Source organism: Streptosporangium sp. NBC_01810, assembly GCF_035917355.1.
GTDB lineage: Bacteria > Actinomycetota > Actinomycetes > Streptosporangiales > Streptosporangiaceae > Streptosporangium.
Genome location: NZ_CP109070.1, coordinates 3,059,126 through 3,078,230 on the forward strand (window position 1 = coordinate 3,059,126; position 19,105 = coordinate 3,078,230).

The 19,105-nt window shown below is 68.3% G+C and carries 20 protein-coding genes and 1 pseudogene; 8 read left to right on the top strand and 13 right to left on the bottom strand.

From position 1 onward, the window contains the following. Positions 1 to 13: 13 nt before the first annotated feature. Positions 14 to 1,414 (top strand): MFS transporter, encoded by a 1,401-nt coding sequence (locus tag OIE13_RS13675; protein ID WP_326830288.1) that lies wholly within the window; start codon positions 14 to 16, stop codon positions 1,412 to 1,414. Beyond that, entirely contained in the window at positions 1,415 to 2,026 is a 612-nt protein-coding gene (locus OIE13_RS13680) for a TetR/AcrR family transcriptional regulator (protein WP_326639646.1), read from the top strand. A 60-nt stretch (positions 2,027 to 2,086) separates the two neighbouring features. Here OIE13_RS13680 and efeB read toward each other — a convergent pair whose 3' ends face one another. From efeB to efeU, 3 genes are read right to left on the bottom strand one after another with little or no spacing between them, the layout of a single operon-like run. Next, the gene (efeB, locus tag OIE13_RS13685; RefSeq protein WP_326830095.1) at positions 2,087 to 3,349 is read right to left on the bottom strand and encodes an iron uptake transporter deferrochelatase/peroxidase subunit; all 1,263 of its coding nucleotides are present in this window, start codon (positions 3,347 to 3,349) and stop codon (positions 2,087 to 2,089) included. A gap of 28 nt (positions 3,350 to 3,377) precedes the next feature. Continuing rightward, a complete protein-coding gene (efeO, locus tag OIE13_RS13690; protein ID WP_326830096.1) occupies positions 3,378 to 4,532 on the bottom strand; it encodes an iron uptake system protein EfeO in 1,155 nt (384 codons plus the stop codon). Between the two features lie 21 nt (positions 4,533 to 4,553). Then, a complete protein-coding gene (gene efeU, locus OIE13_RS13695) occupies positions 4,554 to 5,405 on the bottom strand; it encodes an iron uptake transporter permease EfeU (RefSeq protein ID WP_326830097.1) in 852 nt (283 codons plus the stop codon). 185 nt (positions 5,406 to 5,590) lie between these two features. Here efeU and OIE13_RS13700 point away from each other — a divergent pair, with 185 nt between their 5' ends. Continuing rightward, entirely contained in the window at positions 5,591 to 6,604 is a 1,014-nt protein-coding gene (locus OIE13_RS13700) for an IS630 family transposase (protein WP_326635026.1), read from the top strand. A gap of 107 nt (positions 6,605 to 6,711) precedes the next feature. Here OIE13_RS13700 and OIE13_RS13705 read toward each other — a convergent pair whose 3' ends face one another. The 3 genes from OIE13_RS13705 to OIE13_RS13715 form a co-directional block, all read right to left on the bottom strand. Further along, positions 6,712 to 7,365, bottom strand: a complete 654-nt coding sequence (locus OIE13_RS13705) for a TetR/AcrR family transcriptional regulator (protein ID WP_326639639.1) — start codon at positions 7,363 to 7,365, stop codon at positions 6,712 to 6,714. Next, entirely contained in the window at positions 7,355 to 8,140 is a 786-nt protein-coding gene (locus OIE13_RS13710) for an SDR family NAD(P)-dependent oxidoreductase (RefSeq protein WP_326639638.1), read from the bottom strand. Before OIE13_RS13710 ends, OIE13_RS13705 begins: the two co-directional genes overlap by 11 nt. A 156-nt stretch (positions 8,141 to 8,296) precedes the next feature. Beyond that, positions 8,297 to 9,451: an alkaline phosphatase PhoX gene (locus tag OIE13_RS13715; RefSeq protein WP_326639637.1), complete on the bottom strand. Its 1,155-nt coding sequence runs from the start codon at positions 9,449 to 9,451 to the stop codon at positions 8,297 to 8,299. A 382-nt stretch (positions 9,452 to 9,833) separates the two neighbouring features. Here OIE13_RS13715 and OIE13_RS13720 point away from each other — a divergent pair, with 382 nt between their 5' ends. Further along, the gene (locus tag OIE13_RS13720; RefSeq protein ID WP_326639636.1) at positions 9,834 to 10,100 is read left to right on the top strand and encodes an RNA polymerase sigma factor; all 267 of its coding nucleotides are present in this window, start codon (positions 9,834 to 9,836) and stop codon (positions 10,098 to 10,100) included. Positions 10,101 to 10,452: 352 nt separating this feature from the next. On the opposite strand, the gene OIE13_RS13725 is transcribed toward OIE13_RS13720, so the two are convergent. Further along, positions 10,453 to 11,196: an SDR family NAD(P)-dependent oxidoreductase gene (locus OIE13_RS13725; protein ID WP_326639635.1), complete on the bottom strand. Its 744-nt coding sequence runs from the start codon at positions 11,194 to 11,196 to the stop codon at positions 10,453 to 10,455. A 240-nt stretch (positions 11,197 to 11,436) separates the two neighbouring features. On the opposite strand from OIE13_RS13725, the gene OIE13_RS13730 reads away from it, so the two are divergent. Both OIE13_RS13730 and OIE13_RS13735 read left to right on the top strand, forming a co-directional pair. Continuing rightward, positions 11,437 to 12,264, top strand: a complete 828-nt coding sequence (locus OIE13_RS13730; protein ID WP_326639633.1) for an NAD-dependent epimerase/dehydratase family protein — start codon at positions 11,437 to 11,439, stop codon at positions 12,262 to 12,264. Further along, positions 12,261 to 13,184, top strand: coding sequence for an RNA polymerase sigma-70 factor (locus tag OIE13_RS13735; RefSeq protein ID WP_326639632.1), 924 nt, complete (start codon positions 12,261 to 12,263; stop codon positions 13,182 to 13,184). The genes OIE13_RS13730 and OIE13_RS13735 overlap by 4 nt, the downstream gene beginning before the upstream one ends. 160 nt (positions 13,185 to 13,344) lie before the next feature. On the opposite strand, the gene OIE13_RS13740 is transcribed toward OIE13_RS13735, so the two are convergent. The 3 genes from OIE13_RS13740 to OIE13_RS13750 all read right to left on the bottom strand — a co-directional run bounded on the left by OIE13_RS13740 (position 13,345) and on the right by OIE13_RS13750 (position 15,137). Beyond that, on the bottom strand, positions 13,345 to 14,355 hold the full coding sequence (locus OIE13_RS13740; RefSeq protein ID WP_326830098.1) for an RtcB family protein: 1,011 nt from the start codon (positions 14,353 to 14,355) through the stop codon (positions 13,345 to 13,347). A gap of 4 nt (positions 14,356 to 14,359) precedes the next feature. Further along, entirely contained in the window at positions 14,360 to 14,722 is a 363-nt protein-coding gene (locus tag OIE13_RS13745) for an RtcB family protein (protein WP_326830099.1), read from the bottom strand. A gap of 88 nt (positions 14,723 to 14,810) precedes the next feature. Next, positions 14,811 to 15,137 carry a hypothetical protein gene (locus OIE13_RS13750; protein WP_326639629.1) on the bottom strand — a complete coding sequence of 109 codons (327 nt, stop codon included), beginning with the start codon at positions 15,135 to 15,137 and terminating at the stop codon, positions 14,811 to 14,813. A gap of 241 nt (positions 15,138 to 15,378) precedes the next feature. On the opposite strand from OIE13_RS13750, the gene OIE13_RS13755 reads away from it, so the two are divergent. Then, on the top strand, positions 15,379 to 17,484 hold the full coding sequence (locus OIE13_RS13755) for a hypothetical protein (RefSeq protein WP_326647085.1): 2,106 nt from the start codon (positions 15,379 to 15,381) through the stop codon (positions 17,482 to 17,484). A gap of 178 nt (positions 17,485 to 17,662) precedes the next feature. On the opposite strand, the gene OIE13_RS13760 is transcribed toward OIE13_RS13755, so the two are convergent. The 3 genes from OIE13_RS13760 to OIE13_RS13770 all read right to left on the bottom strand — a co-directional run bounded on the left by OIE13_RS13760 (position 17,663) and on the right by OIE13_RS13770 (position 18,528). Beyond that, on the bottom strand, positions 17,663 to 17,851 hold the full coding sequence (locus OIE13_RS13760; protein WP_326639627.1) for a hypothetical protein: 189 nt from the start codon (positions 17,849 to 17,851) through the stop codon (positions 17,663 to 17,665). Positions 17,852 to 17,943: 92 nt separating this feature from the next. Next, on the bottom strand, positions 17,944 to 18,105 hold the full coding sequence (locus OIE13_RS13765) for a hypothetical protein (RefSeq protein WP_326639625.1): 162 nt from the start codon (positions 18,103 to 18,105) through the stop codon (positions 17,944 to 17,946). Between the two features lie 147 nt (positions 18,106 to 18,252). Beyond that, positions 18,253 to 18,528 carry a hypothetical protein gene (locus OIE13_RS13770; RefSeq protein WP_326639623.1) on the bottom strand — a complete coding sequence of 92 codons (276 nt, stop codon included), beginning with the start codon at positions 18,526 to 18,528 and terminating at the stop codon, positions 18,253 to 18,255. Between the two features lie 103 nt (positions 18,529 to 18,631). On the opposite strand from OIE13_RS13770, the pseudogene OIE13_RS13775 reads away from it, so the two are divergent. Beyond that, positions 18,632 to 19,091, top strand: a pseudogene (locus tag OIE13_RS13775) (transposase family protein); the annotation flags it as partial. Positions 19,092 to 19,105: the final 14 nt, after the last annotated feature.

Sequence of the window (19,105 nt, forward strand, 5' to 3'; positions counted from 1 at the left end):
GTTCGCCGCGGGCATCGCGGTCTTCCTGGTGGCAAGCCTGCTGGCGGCGATCGCGGGGAGCGGCGCGATACTGATCGGGGCCAGAGGGATCCAGGGAGTGGGCGCCGCGATGGCCATCCCCATGACGCTCGCGATCATCAACTCCACCTATTTCGGCAGGCAACGGGTGATCGGATTCGCGATCTGGGGCTCGATCGTCGGCGGCATGACCGCCATCGGGCCGCTGCTCGGTGGCTGGCTGGTCACCGACTACGGCTGGCGCGCGGCGTTCTGGATCAACCTGCCCATCGGCGCGCTGGTCCTGCTCGGCGCACTGCGCATCCCCGCCTCCCGCAAGGATCGGGCCACCGGTCACGACCCTCTGGGCATCGTGCTGATCGTGCTGGGCATGTTCTCCATCGTCTTCGGCCTCATCGAGGGTCAGAAGTACGGCTGGCTCACTCCCCTGCGGACCGCCGAACTCTTCGGACTGCGGTTCGAGGGGGTCTCCCCGGTGCCCTTCGCGTTCGGCATCGGCATCCTGGCCGTGGCCGCCTTCATTCTGCTGGAGCGGCGACGCGAGCGGGCCGGGCGCCCCGTGCTGATCGACCTGACGCTGTTCACGCTGCCCGGCTTCCGCTACGGCGCGATAGCCGCGATGATCGTGACACTGGGCGAGTTCGGCGTGATCCTGGTGCTGCCGCTGTTCCTGCAGTCGGCGCTCGGCCACAGCGCGTTCACGGCCGGCCTCATCATCGCCACCCTCGTCATCGGCGCCTTCCTGGCCGGCGGCGTGGTCCCCAGTCTGACCAAGAAGTCGAGCTCACGGACGGTCGTGCAGATCGGCCTCGCCCTGGAGGTCGTGGGCGCCATCGGCATCGGCCTCTCCCTCGAGGCCGGCATGAGCCTGTGGCGGCTCGTGCCCTGGATGCTCGTCTACGGCATAGGCATCGGCTTCGCCACGGCCCAGCTCACGAGTGTGCTGATGGCCGACGTGCCCGCCCGGCAGTCGGGTCAGGCCTCCGGGTTGCAGAGCGCGATCCGCCAGTTCGGTGCGGGGCTGGGAGTCGCCGTCCTGGGCGGGGTGCTGGTCACCGGACTCGGCTCGTCGGTCGAGAAGAACATGGCGGCCTACCCGGAGCAGGTCCGCACGAGCGTGGCGAACGCCGTGCAGGAGAGCGGTGGTGCGGCCATCCCGGGGCTGAGCGATCCAGCCGTCCACGCGGCGGCGGTCGCGGGCGCTGCGGAGGCGACCCGCAGGGTGCCGGTCATCACCGGGCTGCTCCTGCTGGCCGGGCTCGGCCTCACGTTCCTGCTCCCGCGCACTGCCGCTCCCACCCTGGACCGCGAGGACGGGGACGGGGACGGGGACAATGACGGGGACGGAGCAGGGACGCCCGAGCCGGATACTGGAGGGCGCCACCAGGAGGTGTAGATGCCAAGGATCAGCGCGGCGACCGTCGCCGACCATCGGGCCAACCAGCATGCCGCCCTGCTGGAGGCGGCGCGCGAGATCTTGGCCGCGCAGGGTGTGCACGCGCTCACCCCGGCGGCGGTGGGCGCCAGGATCGGCCTGGCCCGATCGAGCGTCTACCGCTACTTCTCCTCCACCGCCGACATCCTCGCCCAGCTCACCGAGGAGGCCTTCCCACGCTGGGCCGGCCGCCTGCGCGCCACCGTGGCGGAGCCCACGTCCGACGGGCCCGCCATGTCGCTCGACGAGCGGGTCCGGGCGTACGGCAGGATCGCGCTGGAGTTCGTCGGCAGCCCCGACTACGCGCTGGTCCCGGCGACGCAGACGCTCGGACTGCCGCCCGAGTGCCAGGCCCGGCTGAACGAGCTGCACGAGTCGCTCATCGAGCCGCTCGGCGACGTGCTCCGCGAAGCGGGATGTGACCATCCCGCGCTGCGGGCCGAACTCGCGTGGGGCGTGCTCCGTGCGGGCACCCGGCGCCTCGTGTCGGAGTCCTCCGGCGGCCCCGGCGCGGAAGACACGACCGAGATCATCGAGATCACCCTCGACATGTTCTGCCGGACTCTGCGCTGACCTACCACCGGTCAAAATGACGGCACTTTCCGAGTCCCCGCCCCACCCCGGCCTCGGCGCTCAGGAGAACAGGGCTCGGCCCCAGTAGTCGCCCGCGTCGCGTACGCCGGGCGGGCAGGCGAACAGGGCGCTGGAGACGTGCTTGATGTACTCGTTGAGGGAGTCCTTGCCCGCCAGGGAGCGCTGCACGGTGACGAACTGGCGGTGGGGGTCTCGCTGGTAGGCCATGAAGAACAGCCCGGCGTCCAGCCGGCCCAGGCCGTCGGAGCCGTCCACGTAGTTGTAGCCGCGGCGCAGCAGGTGCGCGCCGCCGTTGTGGGACGGGTGGGCGAGCCGTACGTGCGCGTCGTCGAAGATCAGGGCCTGCCCGTCGGGGCCCTTGACCTCGAAGTCGATCGCCTCGAACTCGCCCTTCTTGCCCAGTGGCGCCCCCTCCCCCTTGTCCCGGCCGAAGATCTGCTCCTGCTCGGCCAGCGGCGCCCGGTCCCAGGTCTCGACCAGCATCCGGATCTTGCGGGTGACCAGGTAACTGCCGCCGGTCATCCAGTCGGGGCCGTCACCGGACCCCGCCCAGAGCTGCTCCTTCAGCAGCGCCACGTCCTCCAGCTTGAGGTTGGCCGTGCCGTCCTTGAACCCCATCAGGTTGCGCGGCGTCGCCTGCGCGCGCGAGGTCGACGAGGTGCGGCCGAAGCCGAGCTGGGACCAGCGCACCGAGACCCGGCCGAAGCCGATGCGCGCCAGGTTACGGATGGCGTGCACCGCCACCTGCGGGTCGTGCGCGCACGCCTGCACGCACAGGTCACCGCCGGAGATCTCCGGCAGCAGCGCGTCGCCGGGCAGGTGCGGCAGGTCGGCCAGCCCGGCCGGTCTGCGCGAGGCCAGCCCGAACCGGTCGTCGAACAGTGAGCCGCCGAAGCCGACGGTCAGCGTCAGCCCCGAGGCGGGCAGGCCGAGGGCCTCGCCGGTGTCGTCCGGCGGCGCCTCCGGCTGGCCGCCGACCGCGCCGAACGTGCCTGCCTCCTGGCCCTGCGTCATCCTGGCCGCGGCGGCGGTCCACTCCTGGAGCAGCTCGGCCAACTCCGCCTTCTTCTCGGTGATGACGTCAAAGGAGACGAAGTGCAGCCGGTCCTGCGCCGGGGTGACGATGCCCGCCTGATGCTCGCCGTAGAAGGGGATCGCGTCGGAGACGGAGGCGACCGTGGTGGGCGCCGGCTCGTCGCCGACCCCTCGCACCGCGATCACGCCCGCTCCGGCGACCGCCACGCCGGCCGCGCCGGCCGCGCCCATGCCGAACAGCTTCCTGCGGCTGATCCGCTCGCTCATCGCACCCCTCCCCTACCTGGGACGATCGTTACTTTGCCACCACCGCGGCGATCTTACTGATCGGCTCGGCGAGCGCGTTGATCGCATCTGACAGCTTCTTGAGGTCGTCCTTGGACAGCTCGGTGTGCAGCTTCCAGCCGTCGCCCTTCTGGTGCGCGCCGAGCGCGGCCTCGGCCCCGGCGAACTTCTCGTCCAGCGTCTTCACCAGTTCGGGGGCGCGCTCCTCAAGGACGGGCCGGAGCGACTGAACCGCGGCCTTGGACCCCTGCAGGTTGGCGTCGAAGTCCCACAGGTCGGTGTGCGAGTAGCGGTCCTCCTCACCGGTGATCTTCCCGGAGGCCACCTCGTCGAGCAGGCCCTTGGCACCGTTGGCCAGCAGCACCGGCGACAGCTCTGCGGAGTTGGACTGCTCCACGATGGTCTTGATGTCGGCCATCAGCTTGTCGGCGATCGGGCCGTCCTCGCTGACGTCCTTCTTGACCCAGAGGTCCTTCTCGATCCGGTGGAAACCGGTCCACTCCTCGCCCTCGGCCACGTCGTTCTCCCGGGCGTCGATGGCCGGGTCGAGGTCGCCGAAGATCTCCGCGACCGGCTCGATCCGCTCCCAGTAGGTGCGGGAGACCGGGAAGAGCGCCTTGGCCTTCTCGATGTCCTCGGCCTTGACCGCGTCGACGAACTCCTGCGCCTTGATCAGCAGCGTGTCGCTCTGCGACTTGATGTAGCGCTTGTAGCCGGCGGTCGCCTTGGCGAGCTGGGCGTCGTCGCTGAGCGGCTTGTGCTCGCCGGTGACCTTGAGCGGACCGCGGACGCCCTTGCCGACCATGCCGGGCTTGCAGGCGGTCTCGTAGGTGCCGGCCGGCAGTTCGACGATCACCTCGCGGGTCAGGCCCGGCACGATGTTCTCCACCTCGCCCATGACCCGGTCGCCGGGTGCGTAGACGTAGAACTCGGTCACCTTGGTTCCGCCGTTGGTGATCGCGAACGTCGAGGTGCCCGCGGCCACCTCGGTGACGGCGACCTTGCACTCGGTGTCGGTGGCGGCAACCGCGACGGGGCCGCCCTTGGCCGGGGCGGCGGAGGCTCCCGCACCCGCGGTCGCCGTGGTCGCGGTGGGCTCCGAGGAGCAGGCCACGAGGCCGGTGAAGGCGATTGCACCCGCGGCGATGGCAAGGGAAGTACGCATGATCGTCCTGTTCAGGCGGTTTCAGCCCGCGGGCTGCGGGTCGGTCGAAGGAGTGGCGGGTGAGGGGGTCGGGCGACTACGCCACGGCCGCAGGAAGAGAATAAGCGTGGGCACCGCGTATACGGCCCACGCCACCATCTCCAGCGCACTCGGCTGCGGGGTGATGTTGAACATTCCGGACAGCAGGGTGCCGTACCAGGAGTCGGCGGGTAGCACGCCGCTGATGTCGAAGGCGTAGGTGGACAGGCCCGGCAGGATGGCGGCCTCCTGCAGGTCGTGCACGCCGTACTTGAAGATTCCGGCGGCGACCAGGATCAGCAGGAGGCCGGTCCAGGTGAAGAACCTGGTCAGGTTGATCCGCATCGCGCTGCGGTAGATCGCCCAGCCCAGCAGGACCGCGGTGATCAGGCCCAGGCTGATTCCGATCAGCGGGACGGCGGTGGTGGTGGCGCCCTGCACCGAGGCGAAGAACAGCAGCGCGGTCTCCAGGCCCTCGCGCGCCACGGCGAGGAAGGCCATCACGACCACCGCGATCGCACCGACCTCCAGGGCCTCGCTCAGCTTGGCGCGCAGGTCGCCGGAGATCGTACGGGCGGCCCGCCGCATCCAGAAGATCATCCAGGTGACGAACACGGTGGCCAGCAGCGAGGTGACCGCCTCGAACAACTCCTGCTGCCGGTATTCCAGATGGGCGACGGTGAAGGTGAGCAGCGCGCCGAACGCGATCGACAGCACGAGAGCGGCACCGACCCCGGCCCAGACGAGGGGAAGCCGATCACGCCGATCGCTCTTGACGAGGAGGGCGACGAGCACGGAGACGACGAGCGCGGCCTCCAAGCCTTCGCGTAATCCGATGAGATAGCTGGCGAACACCGTCACTCCGCGAGTTGGAAAGCCTTACCTAAATTAGGGCAGGGCAACCTTACTCCCTATAAGGAGGTAATTCCCACAGAGGTACGAAAGATATGAACAGGGCGGCGATACTGAGCCGATCGTAAGTTTTGGTACGTGTTGGGTAGCGGTGGGAGATCGAGTTCCGGCAGGCGCATGCTGGGGGTATGGCGAGAAAAGGTCGCAGAGCGACGTTCGAGGAGAAGGTTTTCGCCCTCCGGTTGCTGGAGGAGGGCATGTCACCGGATCGGGTGGCCGAGGCGCTGGGGGTGGGCCGTGAGTCGGTGTTTCGGTGGAAACGCCAGGCCCGGGCAGGTGGTGACGAGGCGCTGCGGATCAAGAAGGCGCCGGGTCGGCCGCGGCGGCTGACGCCTGGGCAGGAGCAGAGCGTCAAGGCGGTGGTGCGTGATGTCACCCCCCGTCAGGTACTGGGGACGGCGGTGGCATTGTGGACGCGGGCGCTGGTGGCGTTGGTGATCGCGGCCTGGTTCGGGATCGGTTTGTCGGTGGCGGCGGCCGGGAGGTTGCTGCGCGGGCTGGGCCTGTCGCCGCAACGCCCGGCCTATCGGGCATGGCGGCGTGATCCGGCGGCCGTCACCCGGTGGACGACGGTGCTGTTGCCGCAGATCTGTCGCCTGGCCCGGGCACGGGGGGCGCTGGTGTTGTTCGCCGATGAGATGAGCATGCGCGTCGATCACCGCGCCGGGACCACCTGGGGACTGATCGGACAGACCCCGGTGGTGTGCGCCGGGGCGCAGCGCCGGTCGGTGAAGATGTTCTCGGCGGTCGCCGCGGACGGCACGCTGCGCTACCGGCTGTGGCACGGCTCGATGGACCGCTGGGCGTTTCTCGGGTTCTGCGCGCAGCTGCTGCGCACCGTCATCGGGCCGATCTTCCTGGTCGTCGACGGCTCCTCGATCCACACCGCCGCCGCGGTGCGTGATTTCATCGCACGTACCGGCGGCCGGTTGCGCTTGTTCTTCCTGCCCGCCTACGCCCCCGATCTCAACCCTGATGAGTGGGTCAACCAAAACATCAAGGCCCGGGTGGCTCGTGAGGCGGTCGCCGATGAACACGAACTGGCCGCGGCCATGCACAGCGGCATGCACCGGCTACAGAAACGCCCCGACATCGTCCGGGCCTTCTTCACCGACCCGCACCTGACCTACATCGGCGCATAACGCCGATAGTCCCAAAACTTATGATCGGCTCAGTAATGCCGTATGCGTATGATCAAGCGATTCACGCCATCTTGGGGCGTTCCACGCTTGGCACCTCGTACCCTCTCCTACCTCGTCACCGACGCCTCGGCGGCCCGCAGGGATCGCCAGATCCTCTCGGGAAGCAGTCGGGACGCCTCGTCCAGGTCGATGCCGGGGGCCCCGGCCAGCCAGCGGCGGGCCGTCTCCGCGACCGGGCCGATGACCAGCATCTCGATCAGCTCGTCGGGCAGCTCCACGACCAGCCCCGCCTCGACGTACGGTCGCAGCCAGCCCAGGATCCCGGCCGGCCTGGGCTCTTTCTCCGCCGCGATCAGATCCGCGTGCGCGGCCAGGAAGTCGGCGTAGGCGGAGGCGTGGACGAAGCGCGCGGCGGCCCTGTGCTCGCGGGCGAAGCCGAGATATCCGGTGACCACGGCCCGGACACCGGCGGCGGCCCGCGCCTCCGTGACGTCGCGGGGACCTCCCTCCTCCCCCTGCGGCACCGCGTCGAGTGCGGCGATGACGGCGTCGAGCAGGTCGGACAGGCAGCGCGCGTAGAGGGCGGCCGCCAGCCCGTCGAAGCTGCCGAAGTGGTGGTAGAGGCTTCCGACGCTGACGCCGCTCGTAGCGGTCACCGCCGTCATGGTGAAGCCGTCGGCGCCCTTCTCCGCGTAGAGGTCCAGTGCCACCGCCAGCAGCCGCTCCCGGGTCTCCTCGCCACGCCGCTGTCTAGGCGACACCGGTCAGCTCCGCGGCCTGCGCCCACAGTTTCCCCGCCGGCTCGGGGTCGGCGGCCACGGAGGCGAGCGGCAGTTCACGGCCGACGTCGAAGTACCGTCCGGTACCGGTCTGGTCGAGCGCCAGCCGTACGACCGGAGCCGCGCCGTCGGCCGGCGCCTTCCACAGCAGCTTCGCGGTCTTCAGCAGCACCCCCACCGGGCCGCCCCGGTCGCCGAGCCCGGTCCTGATCACTCCGGGGTGGACGGCGTCGATCGTGATGCCCCGCGGCTTCCAGCGCGCGGCCCACAGCGGCATCAGCGCCAGGTTGCAGAGCTTGGTGTCGGCGTAGGTGCGCAGGGGAGAGAAGTCCGCGCCGGCCGGGGTGCGCACGAGGTCGGCACGCCCCTTGACGTACAGACCCGCGGTGACCTGGACGACCCTGGTCAGGCGATCCTCCAGCAGGTGATTGAGCAGGAAGGGCGCCAGGTGGTTGACGGCGAAGGACTCCTCGAAACCGTCCTCGGTGAGCCGCCGCGCCGATGGCCAGATCCCGGCGTTGTGGACCAGCACGTCGAGTCGCGGGCAGGTCCCGGCCAGCGCCTCGGCGACGGCCCGGATCCCCTTCAGGGTCGAAAGATCTCCGGTGACCAGTTCGGCGCCGAGCCGGGCGGCCTCACCCGCCGCGGCGGGATTCCTGGCCACGATCATCACTCGGTGATCGCGGCGGGCGAACTCCTCGGCCGTGGCCAGGCCGATCCCGCGGTTGCCCCCGGTGATGACGACAGTGGGTCTCATGTCGAAATCGTAGCCGATTCTAGAGAGACTCTCTAGAATCCGGAAGCCGTTGAGCAGCACCCCGGGCAAGAACCCGTCCCGGAGAAGGGACGGGTTCGATCAGAGGTATCCCCGGTCGGCGGACCATGCGATCGGCGCCGCACGGCCCGGCCGTCCTCAGGTACGGAACGGGCCGGTCACGCAGTAGGTGATGCCCCCGGATGAGGAACCTGACGTGCCGCGCTGGGAGGAGAAGTACAGGCGGTCGCCTGCGGGGGTGAAGGCCGGACCGGTGATCTCCGAGGACCCCTGGCCGTTGATGCGCAGGAACGGGGAGATGGTGTCGTTGGGGGTGATCAGGCAGATCTCCATGTTGCCACCGTCCTCGGCGACGTAGAGGTCGCCGAAGGTCGAGCCGGTGACGTTGTCCACGCCGGTCAGCGGCGCGGTGCCGGGGCTGACGAGGCTGTCGTCGTAGGCGAGCTCGTAGGTGCCGGCGGCGACGTTGACCTGCCAGACCCTGTTGTCGCCCTTGGTGGTGAACCACACGGTGTCGCTCGCGTAGTGACATCCCTCGCCGCCGTTGAAGGCCTTCGATCCGGAGACCTGGCTGCGGGTCGCGGTCGGGGAGCCATCGGGATCGGGAACGTTCGCCCAGGTGAAGGAGCCCGAGGTGGCCGAGCCCGCGCGCAGCACCTGCAGCGTTCCCGATGACAGGTCACCCCAGGTGGTGGGGATGAACCGGTAGAACCGCCCGTTGCTCTCGTCCTCGGTGAGGTAGATGACCTTGCGGACCGGGTCGGCGGCGGCCGCCTCGTGTTTGAAGCGACCCATGGCCGGGCGCTGTGTCGCCGCGCCGCCGAAGGGCCGGGTTTCGTAGACGTAGCCGCGGTTGACCTCCTCGCACGACAGCCAGGTGTTCCACGGTGTCGCGCCGCCCGCGCAGTTCTGCCGGGTGCCCGACAGGATCGAGGTGGCCGAGACGGCGTTGCCCGCGGAGTCGAAGCGGATCGCCGAGGCGCCGCCGCCGGGGTTGATCTCCGAGTTGGACACGTAGATCCAGCCGCCGCCGTCGGCGAAGCAGGCGCCGCCGTCGGGGGCGCTGTGCCAGGTGTAGGAGGTGCCGGGGACCACCTGGCCGGATTGGGCGATCACTTGGCTGGTGAATCCGGCGGGGAGTTGGATGCCGTTGGCGTCGGCGGCCAGCAGGGGGCCATAGGGACCTGCGGCGTTCTGGGCCGGAGCCGCGAGGGCGTCCTGCCAGAGGCTTCCGGTGAGGGCCAGGGTGCTCGTGCCGAGCACCGAAGCACGAAGGAATGTGCGGCGTTCCATCGACGAACCTCCAAAGCGAGGATCAGCAGAACCACTTCCCTGAGCAATCCCAACGGTAGGAGCGCCGGTGAACACCCGCTAGTTAATGCGGTTAACGGCATATGGACTGCATGTGCTGATTGGGCGGGAAATCGAGGGGCGGCGTCCCCCGCTCACCCTGCGACGCCCGGCCGGTCACCGAGGGTCACGCGGGGCGTCGCGCACGCCCTGACCACCTCGCGGCCCCCGGCCACCTCGGCGACACGGCCCGGGACGCCGCTCAAACCATCCGCTCAAACCATCCGCTCAAACCATCCGCTCAAAGCGCCCCCTCAAAGCGCCCCTTCAAACCGCTCGGGAAATTTTCCGGTCCGGGGTGAAACAATCCGCCGGATCCGGACACGTGCGGAGTGAAAGAGTCCCCGACAAGAAGGAGCAGCGTGGGCCCCCTGACCCCAGGCAGTGCTTCGAAGAGATCTACACCGCGCACTACCCCGACATCCTCGCCTACCTTCGGCGGCGTACCGAATCCTCCGACGACGCCGCGGACGCCCTCGCCGAGACCTTCACCATCGCCTGGCGCCGCGTGGAGGACATCCCCGGCGGCCATGCGGCCCGCCTGTGGCTGTACGGCGTGGCCCGTCGTGTCCTGGCCAACGGCCGTCGGTGAGGATGGCACGGCCCTCCTCATGCCCGGACACCACCACGCCTCGCCGCCGCTGACCAGGCGGACCTTGCTGATCGGCGCCTGCTCGCGCAGTCGCTCGTAGGCGGCAGGCGGAGCGAACGGGCAGCCACGCTCGACCGGCAGCTCCAGGCCGGCGAGTTCGCCGGCAACGCTCTTCGGCATGAATGACCTCCCAGTAATAGATCTGGCTGAGTTGTTCCGGCCGTTCAAGGTCGGCGTTCATCCGCGCGCCGCGCCGACCGCCGCCTACGTGGGGACAAAGATGGCTTCGAAACGTGTCACCTCGGCCCTTTGCGGGGTCGCCGGCAAGGTGCCGAGGGTGGTTGCGCGTCGGTCACCAGGCGATGGGGCCAAGGCGATCGATGAAGATCCCGGTCGGTCCGTCGGCGTCGATCGTCGCGAGTTTGACGATCGGGTCGGTGCCCTCGGTGACGGTCAGCTGGCCGGTGTGACGGTTCATGTCGGTGGCGGCGAACTTGCGATTGGCGACTTCTCCGGGAGTGATCATGTTGAATTTGATGTTCGGGAGCGCGTTGGCGTACCGGACGGTGATCATGTTCAGCGCCGTTTTCGACGAGCTGTAGGCGAGCTCGTGCATTTTCGAGGCGGGCTGGTCCGGATCGGTCACGACCGCGAAGGAGCCGACAGCGCTGGAGACCATCACCACCCGCGGATTGTCCGCCGCTTGCAGCAGGGGAAGGAACGCGTGCGTGACCCGGACCGGTCCGTACACATTGGTGTCGTAGACGGAATGGATCTCCTCCGCCGTCGCGTCCGCGGGCGCGACGGCCCGCCCTGACGCGCCGGCGTTGTTGATCAGCACATCGAGCTGGTCGGTGTGCTTGCGGACGAGCCGTACCGCGTCGGTCACCGACTCGTCCGAGGTCACGTCCAGCGGGACCATGACCACGTTCGCGCCGCCGTCGGTCAGCTTGTCGGCAGCCGCCTGTCCTCGCCCTTCGTCGCGCGAGCCGAGGAAGATCGTCCAGCCGAGTTCGCCGAGCCGCCGGGCCGTTTCAAGGCCGAGTCCTTTGTTGCCTCCGGTGATCAGTACCGAGGTCTGTTCCGAGTTCGTCATGCCCTCTAAGACGAGATACCCCGACCGGCTGTGACACGGCATGAGCGGCCTCACAGTCGAGACCTTCTGGGCTGGTACGACGAATGTCACTGGCGGGACCGCTGTCTCGTCTAGGAGGTGCAGGCAATTCTCGATCAAGGAGTAGCTGATGAACCTCGCGTTGTGGATCGCTGCCGGGCTGCTGGCCGCGGGGTTCTGGGGCAGCGGCTGGTGTCGCAGCTCGTGGCGCGAGGTCACCAGGTGACGGCCACGACCACGAGTGAGGCAAAGTTGGGGTTGCTGGCGGAGCTGGGCGCGGAGGGGGTGGTGATGGACAGCCTGGATGCGATGTCGGTCGGTGAGGTGGTGGCTGTGGCTCGGCCGGAGGCGATCGTGCATCAGATGACCGCGATTTCGATGGCGCACGCGGGTAAGCCCGATGTGAAGCGCCTCGACCGGTGGTTCGCCCAGACCAACCGGCTTCGCACGGAGGGGACGGACCACCTGCTGGCCGCTGCTGAGGCCACCGGGGTCTCCCACGTCGTCGCGCAGAGCAACGCCTCGTGGAACGGTATTCGGCCGGACGGATGGGTGACGGCCGAGGAAGGTATGGTGGCGCGCGCTGGGGCGGCGGCGATCAGCCATGTCGAGGGGGTGGTCGTCGCGGCCGGCGGTGCGGCCCTACGCTATGGCGGGCTGTACGGACCTGGCGCCACCGACGACCAGGTCGAGCTCATCCGCAGGCGGCAGTTCCCGCTGGTAGTGGGCGGTACCGGCTACTCTTCCTGGGTGCATCTGGACGACGCGGCGAGCGCCACAGTCCTGGCGGTGGAGCAGAAAGCCAAAGGGGTGTTCAACATCGTGGACGACGAACCGGCCACCGCCAGCGAATGGCTGCCGTATCTGGCGGAGTGCGCCGGAGCCAAGCGGCCGAAGCGGGTGCCCACATGGCTGGCCCGGCTGCTGGCCGGACAGGTGACGATGACGACCGAGGGGCGCGGCTTGTCCAACGCCAGGGCCAAGCGGGAGCTCGGCTGGCAGCTGCGCTACCCCTCGTGGAGGCAGGGCTTCAAGGAGGTGCACCAGTGAGCGGTGCTGAGGAGTTTCAGGAGCTTCGGCCGCTGTTGTTCTCGATCGCCTACCGGATTCTGGGCAGCGTGAGCGAGGCCGAAGACGTGGTCCAGGAGACCTGGCTGCGCTTCGAGGCCGCCCCGGCCCAGCCCCGGTCGGCCAAGGCGTTCCTGTCGGCGACGGTGACCCGGATCTCGATCGACGTGCTGCGCTCGGCCCGCGTCCGGCGAGAGCAGTACATCGGGCCGTGGCTCCCCGAGCCGCTGCTCGCCGACCCTTACCAGGACCCGGAGCGGTCAGCGGAGCTGGCTGACTCGTTGTCGATGGCGGCCCTGGTGTTGCTGGAACGGCTGTCCCCGCTCGAGAGGGCGGTCTTCGTCCTGCGCGAGGTGTTCGACTTCGACTTTCCCGAGGTCGCCTTGGCCGTGGCGCGCTCGGAGACGGCGTGCCGCCAACTGGCGGTGCGAGCGCGACGCCATATGGCCGCAGGCCGGCCCCGCTTCGAGGCGGACCGAAAAGAGCGGCAAGAACTGGCGTCGCGGTTCTTCGACGCCCTGCGTGAAGGCGACGTCGCCGCCCTGCAGAACCTGCTGGCTGCCGACGTATCGATGGTCGGCGACGGCGGCGGCAAGGCCCCGCAGCTGACCAACGCGGTGATCGGAGCGCAGAACGTGGCCCGGCTGCTCGCCTCCGTCTTCCCCCAGATGGCCCTGATCGGTGTGACAGGCGAGCCGCACGAGATCAACGGCCAACCGGGCGCGATCTTCCGCGACCGGGACGGCAAGGTGCTCCACACCCTGGCGCTCGATGTACTCGACGGGCAGATCCAGACGATCCGCGCGGTGATCAACCCTGACAAGCTCGGGCACGTGGGCTCAGTGGCAGACGCCTGGGCAATCGACCGCGAAGTGCGACAAGCACGCCGACCCACGCAATAACCGCAAGAGCCGACTGCGCCTCGGACTCCGGCTCCAAGGGCGTTCTCAAGTGGGCCTGAGTTGGAGGTGGGCCCTCCACGAGTACGGCTGAGCTGGATGGATACGCGGGGGCACATCGGCCACCGTAATGCCCGGCTGCTGTTCCCTCGCCCGCCCGAAGTCAGACGCTGCCCTCCGCTGGCGGCCGCCGCACGACGCCAGCCACATCACCTTCCTCGACGTTGCCGGGCGCCGATCCTGGCCGCATCCGAGGTCGACGGGTTGAGCACGTCGTAGAAATGCCAGCCTGCGACCAGCATGGCCTGCTCGATGTAGCCCGCCAGCCGTAAAGGTAGGAAGGCGCGCTGTCAAGTGACGGCATGCTCGTCTTCCACTCCACGGGCAGCCCGCTGATCACTTTCATGCCGTCGTAGGCCCGTGGCGGGTTGCCGACGCCCTCGAAGAGATGCAACAGGGCGAGATCCCTGTCGCCGCAGAAGATCGCACGGGACCTGTTGCGGGAGGTCACCGATCCATCGCCGAAAACGAAGCCCCTTGCGGCTCCATCGTTGCCCACGACCATCCCATCTGGCCTCTTGGCGAAGGTCCAAGCGAGACGGTTCCCCTGCTGCAGCTCGGCCGTGGTCACCTCGACAGGCCGCTTCTCCCAGTAGCGTGTGCCACCGCTGGAGTGCGTGCGTAGGAGCCAGCGGTGGCCAGGCGTCGCGTAGACGATCTTCTCGACACCGTTTCGGGACAGCCGCACACGCATGAGCTTCTGACGGCCGAACGACTGGACCGGGGCCTTGACCCATTCACCGTCCGTGGTGAGCAGCTCATGGACGCCCCCGGACAGCTCGGCGATGGGCCGTACACCTGAACTCGTCATCACTGGGGTCTCACCAGCGAAGCAATTGATCGTTCGAGTCCGATCGCCCTTGCCGACGACGCCGAACAGGGCTGCGCTGAGGACCCTGTCCATGCGGGCACGGGAGCCCATGGCGTACCGCTGCGACCACAGCATGTCGCGGATGTAGGCAGTGAACTGCGGGGTGCCCTGCACCAGGTAGGCAAGGTCCGGGTCATCCAGGGTGATGAAGTACTGCGCCATCAGCTTCTTCGCCTCGGCGATGTGCTTGGTGGCGAGCTGGTTGCCAATGCCGCGGGATCCGGAGTGCAGGACAGTCCACACGTGGTCACGCTCGTCGAGGCAGACCTCGACGAAGTGGTTGCCGGAGCCGAGGGTGCCGAACTGGGATCTGCTGCTCGACCAACGGCATGAGCTCGGACAGGTCGTCGGGCAGGTCGGAAGTGGTGAGGTTGGTTTCGGTTGCGATCATGCCGCAGCCGATGTCCACACCAACCGCGGACGGGATGATCGCGCCTCGGGTGGGGATGACGGAGCCGACCGTGGCACCCATGCCGACGTGGGCGTCGGGCATGAGGGCAACGTGTCCCTCGATGAACGGGAGGCGTGCGGTACGGGCGGCCTGCTTGATCGTCTCAGGCTCGATGTCACTCGCCCACGAGATGAGCCGGTTTGCTACCTGCTTCGGCATAGGGGTCTACGATCTGGAAAGGGTCGATACCGCGCCGTGCTGGCAGCGTAGGACGCTTCACGGCGCGGGTCGTACTGGTTTTCGCCGCTCAGGCGCGGCGAGCTTCGATGTCGTCGAAGGAGCCCGGTGCGGCGAGGCTGCGCCGGCGAACACCAGCTCGGCGGATCATGTCTCCGGTCGCGGCGACAAGGTCCCGGTACTCCTGCGCCGTGTACACGACACCGCACTGACGGCATTTCGCGCCGTCGAAGATGCCACGGCAGGAGTCGCAGTAGGCGCGCGGGGTGAAGGCGCCGCGGCGGACCGTCTTGCCGGCCACGACCTCGAGGCGGGCGTCGGAGCATCGTCCGGCGCGGGCGCACTCCCGCAGGCCGTCGTCGAGGTCGTCAGGTGCGGAGTGAATCCAGTAAGGCATCGTGGTCTCCCCGAGGTCGTACGCTTGCGGGAGACACGCGGGGGGTTGCGGGTCTGATGTGGCGAAAGTCTCGGGCGGTCTCCGTGGGTGCGGAGGCCGCCTTTCGCGTTTCAGCGTTCAGACACCAGAGATCATTCCAGGGATGCGTTATTAAATTGCCCCCTTTAAGCGAGATCGCGCAGGCCCAGAAAACCCACAGAACGCAGACATGTCCCGGCTATAAGGTGCATCCGTGGACACTATGGAAAGCCTCGTCATCGCCCGGCGGCTGCGCGTCCCCATCGGCGACACTCCCGCCGGCTCCCACCCGAGCTGGGGAGAGGTGGCCGCCCGCCAACTCGACGCCGCACTGCTGAGCGTCGGCTTCAAGTGCTCGGCGGCCCTGCTCGACCGCCTGGCGAGGCTGCGCGGCGAAACCGTGGTCGATCTCGGCGTGCGGGTCCTGGCCGCCGTCCGCCACCTGGTCGGCGACCACGTGCAGCACAACGCCTACTTCCTCAACTTCCCCAAGAACGTCCCCGACACCATCGAGTTCTGGGCCGGGCTCCTGCGGGAGGCGCTGCTCGACCCGGTCGCCGCCACGCGCGTCCAGCCGGCGACGCTCAACCTGCTCGTGCTGCCCGGCTACGGCCGTTACCAGCACACCTACGCCGACCTGCTGGCCGCGCACGCCGAGCTGATCCCGCTGGCCGGCGACCGGGTGACCATGCTGGAGCTGGGCGGAAGCCTGGAGTCGGAGGCGCGCGAGCTGTACTTCTCGCTGGCGGGCTCGGAAGTGCCGCTGTCCGCCGAAGACCTGGCGGCGCTCCGCATACTGGCCGCGTTCTGCGCCGACGAGCCCGAACGCATCCCGGTGCGCGAGAACCGCGCCGTCATCAACGAGGTGCGCCTGGCCGCCGGTCGCCCGCTGCTCGTGGACACGGTGACCGACGTGCTGCGTCTCGCCTGCGGCTGCTCCGGCGGAGACGTCACGCTGGCCACCCCCACCAGGTTCCGCTCGTTTCCTCGGGCTGAGCGCCGGACTCTCCTGCAGGCCCTGGACACGGTCGCCTCCCCGGCCAAGCTCGGCGACGTGCCGCGGTACCGGGAGCAGTGGAAGCGGCTCGGTGAACGGCTCCACCCCGGCGAGTATCCGAGCTTCCCGCGCGCCGCACACGTCTTCGAGGTCGCCAGAGGGGTACGCCAGGCGCGTGGTCTCGACAGCCGGGTGGAGGCGGCCCTGTCGGAGGGCCGCACCGACGACGCGGTCGACCTGCTGGAGAAGGCGCCCGGCGCGCTGCTGCGCCGTCTCGATCACCTGCTGCGGACCGGCATGTCGGCCTCGGCCGTGCTGGACGCCGCAGAGAAGGCCGCGGTGGGCGCCTCCTGCCGGGTCCTGCTGTCGTTGCGTGAGCACCTGCAGAACCGGCTCGTCCCCGTCGCAGGGCGTGTCTTCGCCAACCGGCACGGCAGAGCATGGACGGCAGCCGATGCACGCTCCCCGATCGAGGAGGATGTCGTGTCGCGGGCAGTGTCCATCTTGGACGAGGAGATCACCCGGAGGCTTCCCGACCCCGGCGAGCTGATCGTCGATCCCGACGCGCTCGACATCGCCCTGCCGCTGTCGGGCAAGGCCGTCGCGCCCGGACTTGGAATGCTGCCGCGCGGCTCGCTGTCGGCGGTGGACGGGGAGCTGCTGCGGTTCTTCGTCTACTGGCGGCAGGCCGAGCGGCGCACCGACTACGACCTGTCGGCCCTGATGCTGGACGCCTCCTACGGCAATCCCGAGCACATCTCGTGGACGAGCTACAGCAACGGCTTCGCTGAATACTCCGGTGACCTCACCGACGCCGCCGACGGCGCGACCGAGTTCGTCAACATCCGCCTCGCCCAGGCGACCAAGTCAATCATCATCCCGCAGGTCAACATCTACAGCGGCGAGGCGTTCGACGAAGCGGCTGAGGCGTTCTTCGGATACATGAGCAGGGACGCCGAGCAGGAGGGCATGCCGTTCGAGCCTCGCACCGTGCGGATGAAGTCCGACCTGCGCGGGTCAGGGCGGGTCGCCCTGCCGCTCGTCTTCCTGCGCGGCGACGACGGCGCCTGGCGGGTGAAGTGGCTGCACCTCTACCTGAAGGGGCACCCTGGCTTCAACCAGGTGGAAGGCAACCGCGTCACGGCCTCTCTCCTGGTGCGTTCGATCGTTGAACGTGACCACCTGCGCGTCCGGTACCTGGCCGACCTGCTGCGGCGGAAGGGCTCGCAGGGTGAGCACGCCACCTACATCGGCTTGCAGGCGCCGGCTGATCTACCGGAGGGTGCACGGGTGTACACGCCTGGGACGCTGCACGAGCTGATTCCCGCCTGATAGTGTGGAGATCGCGAGGCCATGGGAGGGCTTCCTTCTCACCTTCTTAAAAAAGTTCTAGCCTTCCCGCTTTCCTCGTTTTTCGGTCGTGAGGCCATTCGAGAGCTTCCTTCTATCCTGGTTCGATTCCAGGTAGACCCCAGTGGGTCTACTGGCATATCTAGCTCTCGGGCCTTCCTCACGACCGGTCGGATACACACTGCTTGCATGGCTTTTTGCCTGCTGCGCGGGCGTCCGCCTCGCTCATTTCCAGAATGTCGTGGAGCGTATATCCGGCCTGTTCGCTGCCGCGGCGACCTGCCTGGAACCCTGGACATTCGGTCAGGTGGTAGTAGTCGCTGGCTTTGGTTGTGATGAACAACGTCATTCCCGGATCCTAGAAAAGTTTGTCCGCTGCGGCGCGGGCTGTGGCGAGTCTCGCCTCCACCTCATGGCCGAGCCAGGACAGCATGTCGTCGGTCAACGGTCCTCCTGGGGGTCGGGCTTCCACCCTGCCGCCTCGCACGAATCGAGGATCGCGAGCGCCTTCTCGTATCGGTGGGCGAGGCTCTCGGCCTTCTTCGGCTCCAGCGCGGCGAGGCGCTCGGGATCGGAGTTGTGGCCGATGTCTGCCCGCTTCACGAGCCTGCCCGGTGTGGGCACGTTTGGCGAGCTTGTAGGCGTCGTCAAGAGTGAAAGGTCATTGGGTCTCCTCGGGGTTCTTCGGGATGCTTTTGATTTCCAGCGGGACGGCAGTGAAGGTGAAGCCGAACCGGGTCCATGTCAACGTCATAGCGTTAGTCCTCCGGGAGTGTCGATTGATCGCCTCCACGCGAGGTACTCGATTTCGCGTTCCTTGAGCTGGGCGAGGTCTTCATCGCTGATCAGCCCTGCTGGTATCGGCTCGTTGACGACGTTCCACCGGGTGTGGGCGTAAGCGGAACCGATGCGGGTGTGGAATGCACCTCCTTCGATCTCGTGCGTGATGATCGCCATGTGATCAAGGCCGATCAGGAGCGTGCCATCTGATTGCCGGCCGATGACGTGAGGTTCGAGCGTGGACATGCAGTGTCTCCGATCTTGTACGGGCTCACCGGGTGGGGGGAGTGTTTTTCGGCTCTGTCTCGTATCGGTGGTAGCTGTGCGTCACCTCGTGTCAGGGTGAGGGGTGCTGGAGGCTGACGTTCTTGCGAGCGTGGTGTTTGCCGGGCTGTCCGCGCTGATCATTGAGGGTGTGGCGGATGAGGGTGATCTCATCCGCGTGGTGGCACGGACGCGGGATGATCCAGTGCCGTGTCCAGGGTGTGCGACGCTGACGAAGCGGGTGCACGGCTGGTGTCGGCGGACGGTCACTGATGTGCCGATGGATGGTCGGCGGGTGGTCGTGGTGGTCAGGATACGGCGGATGGCCTGTCCGGTTTGGAGTTGCCCGCGGCGGACGTTCCGGGAGCAGGTTCCTGGGCTTCTGGAGCGTTGTCAACGGCGGACGAGGCGGCTCACCGATCAGCTGGGCGCGTTGGCCAGGGAGCCGGCGGGCCGGGCGGGCGCTCGTCTGTCTCGTGCTCTAGCTGTTGCTGGTATCGCATGCGACCGCGCTGCGAACGCCGGCACCAAGTCCACGACCTCCTGGACAAGGGCGTCG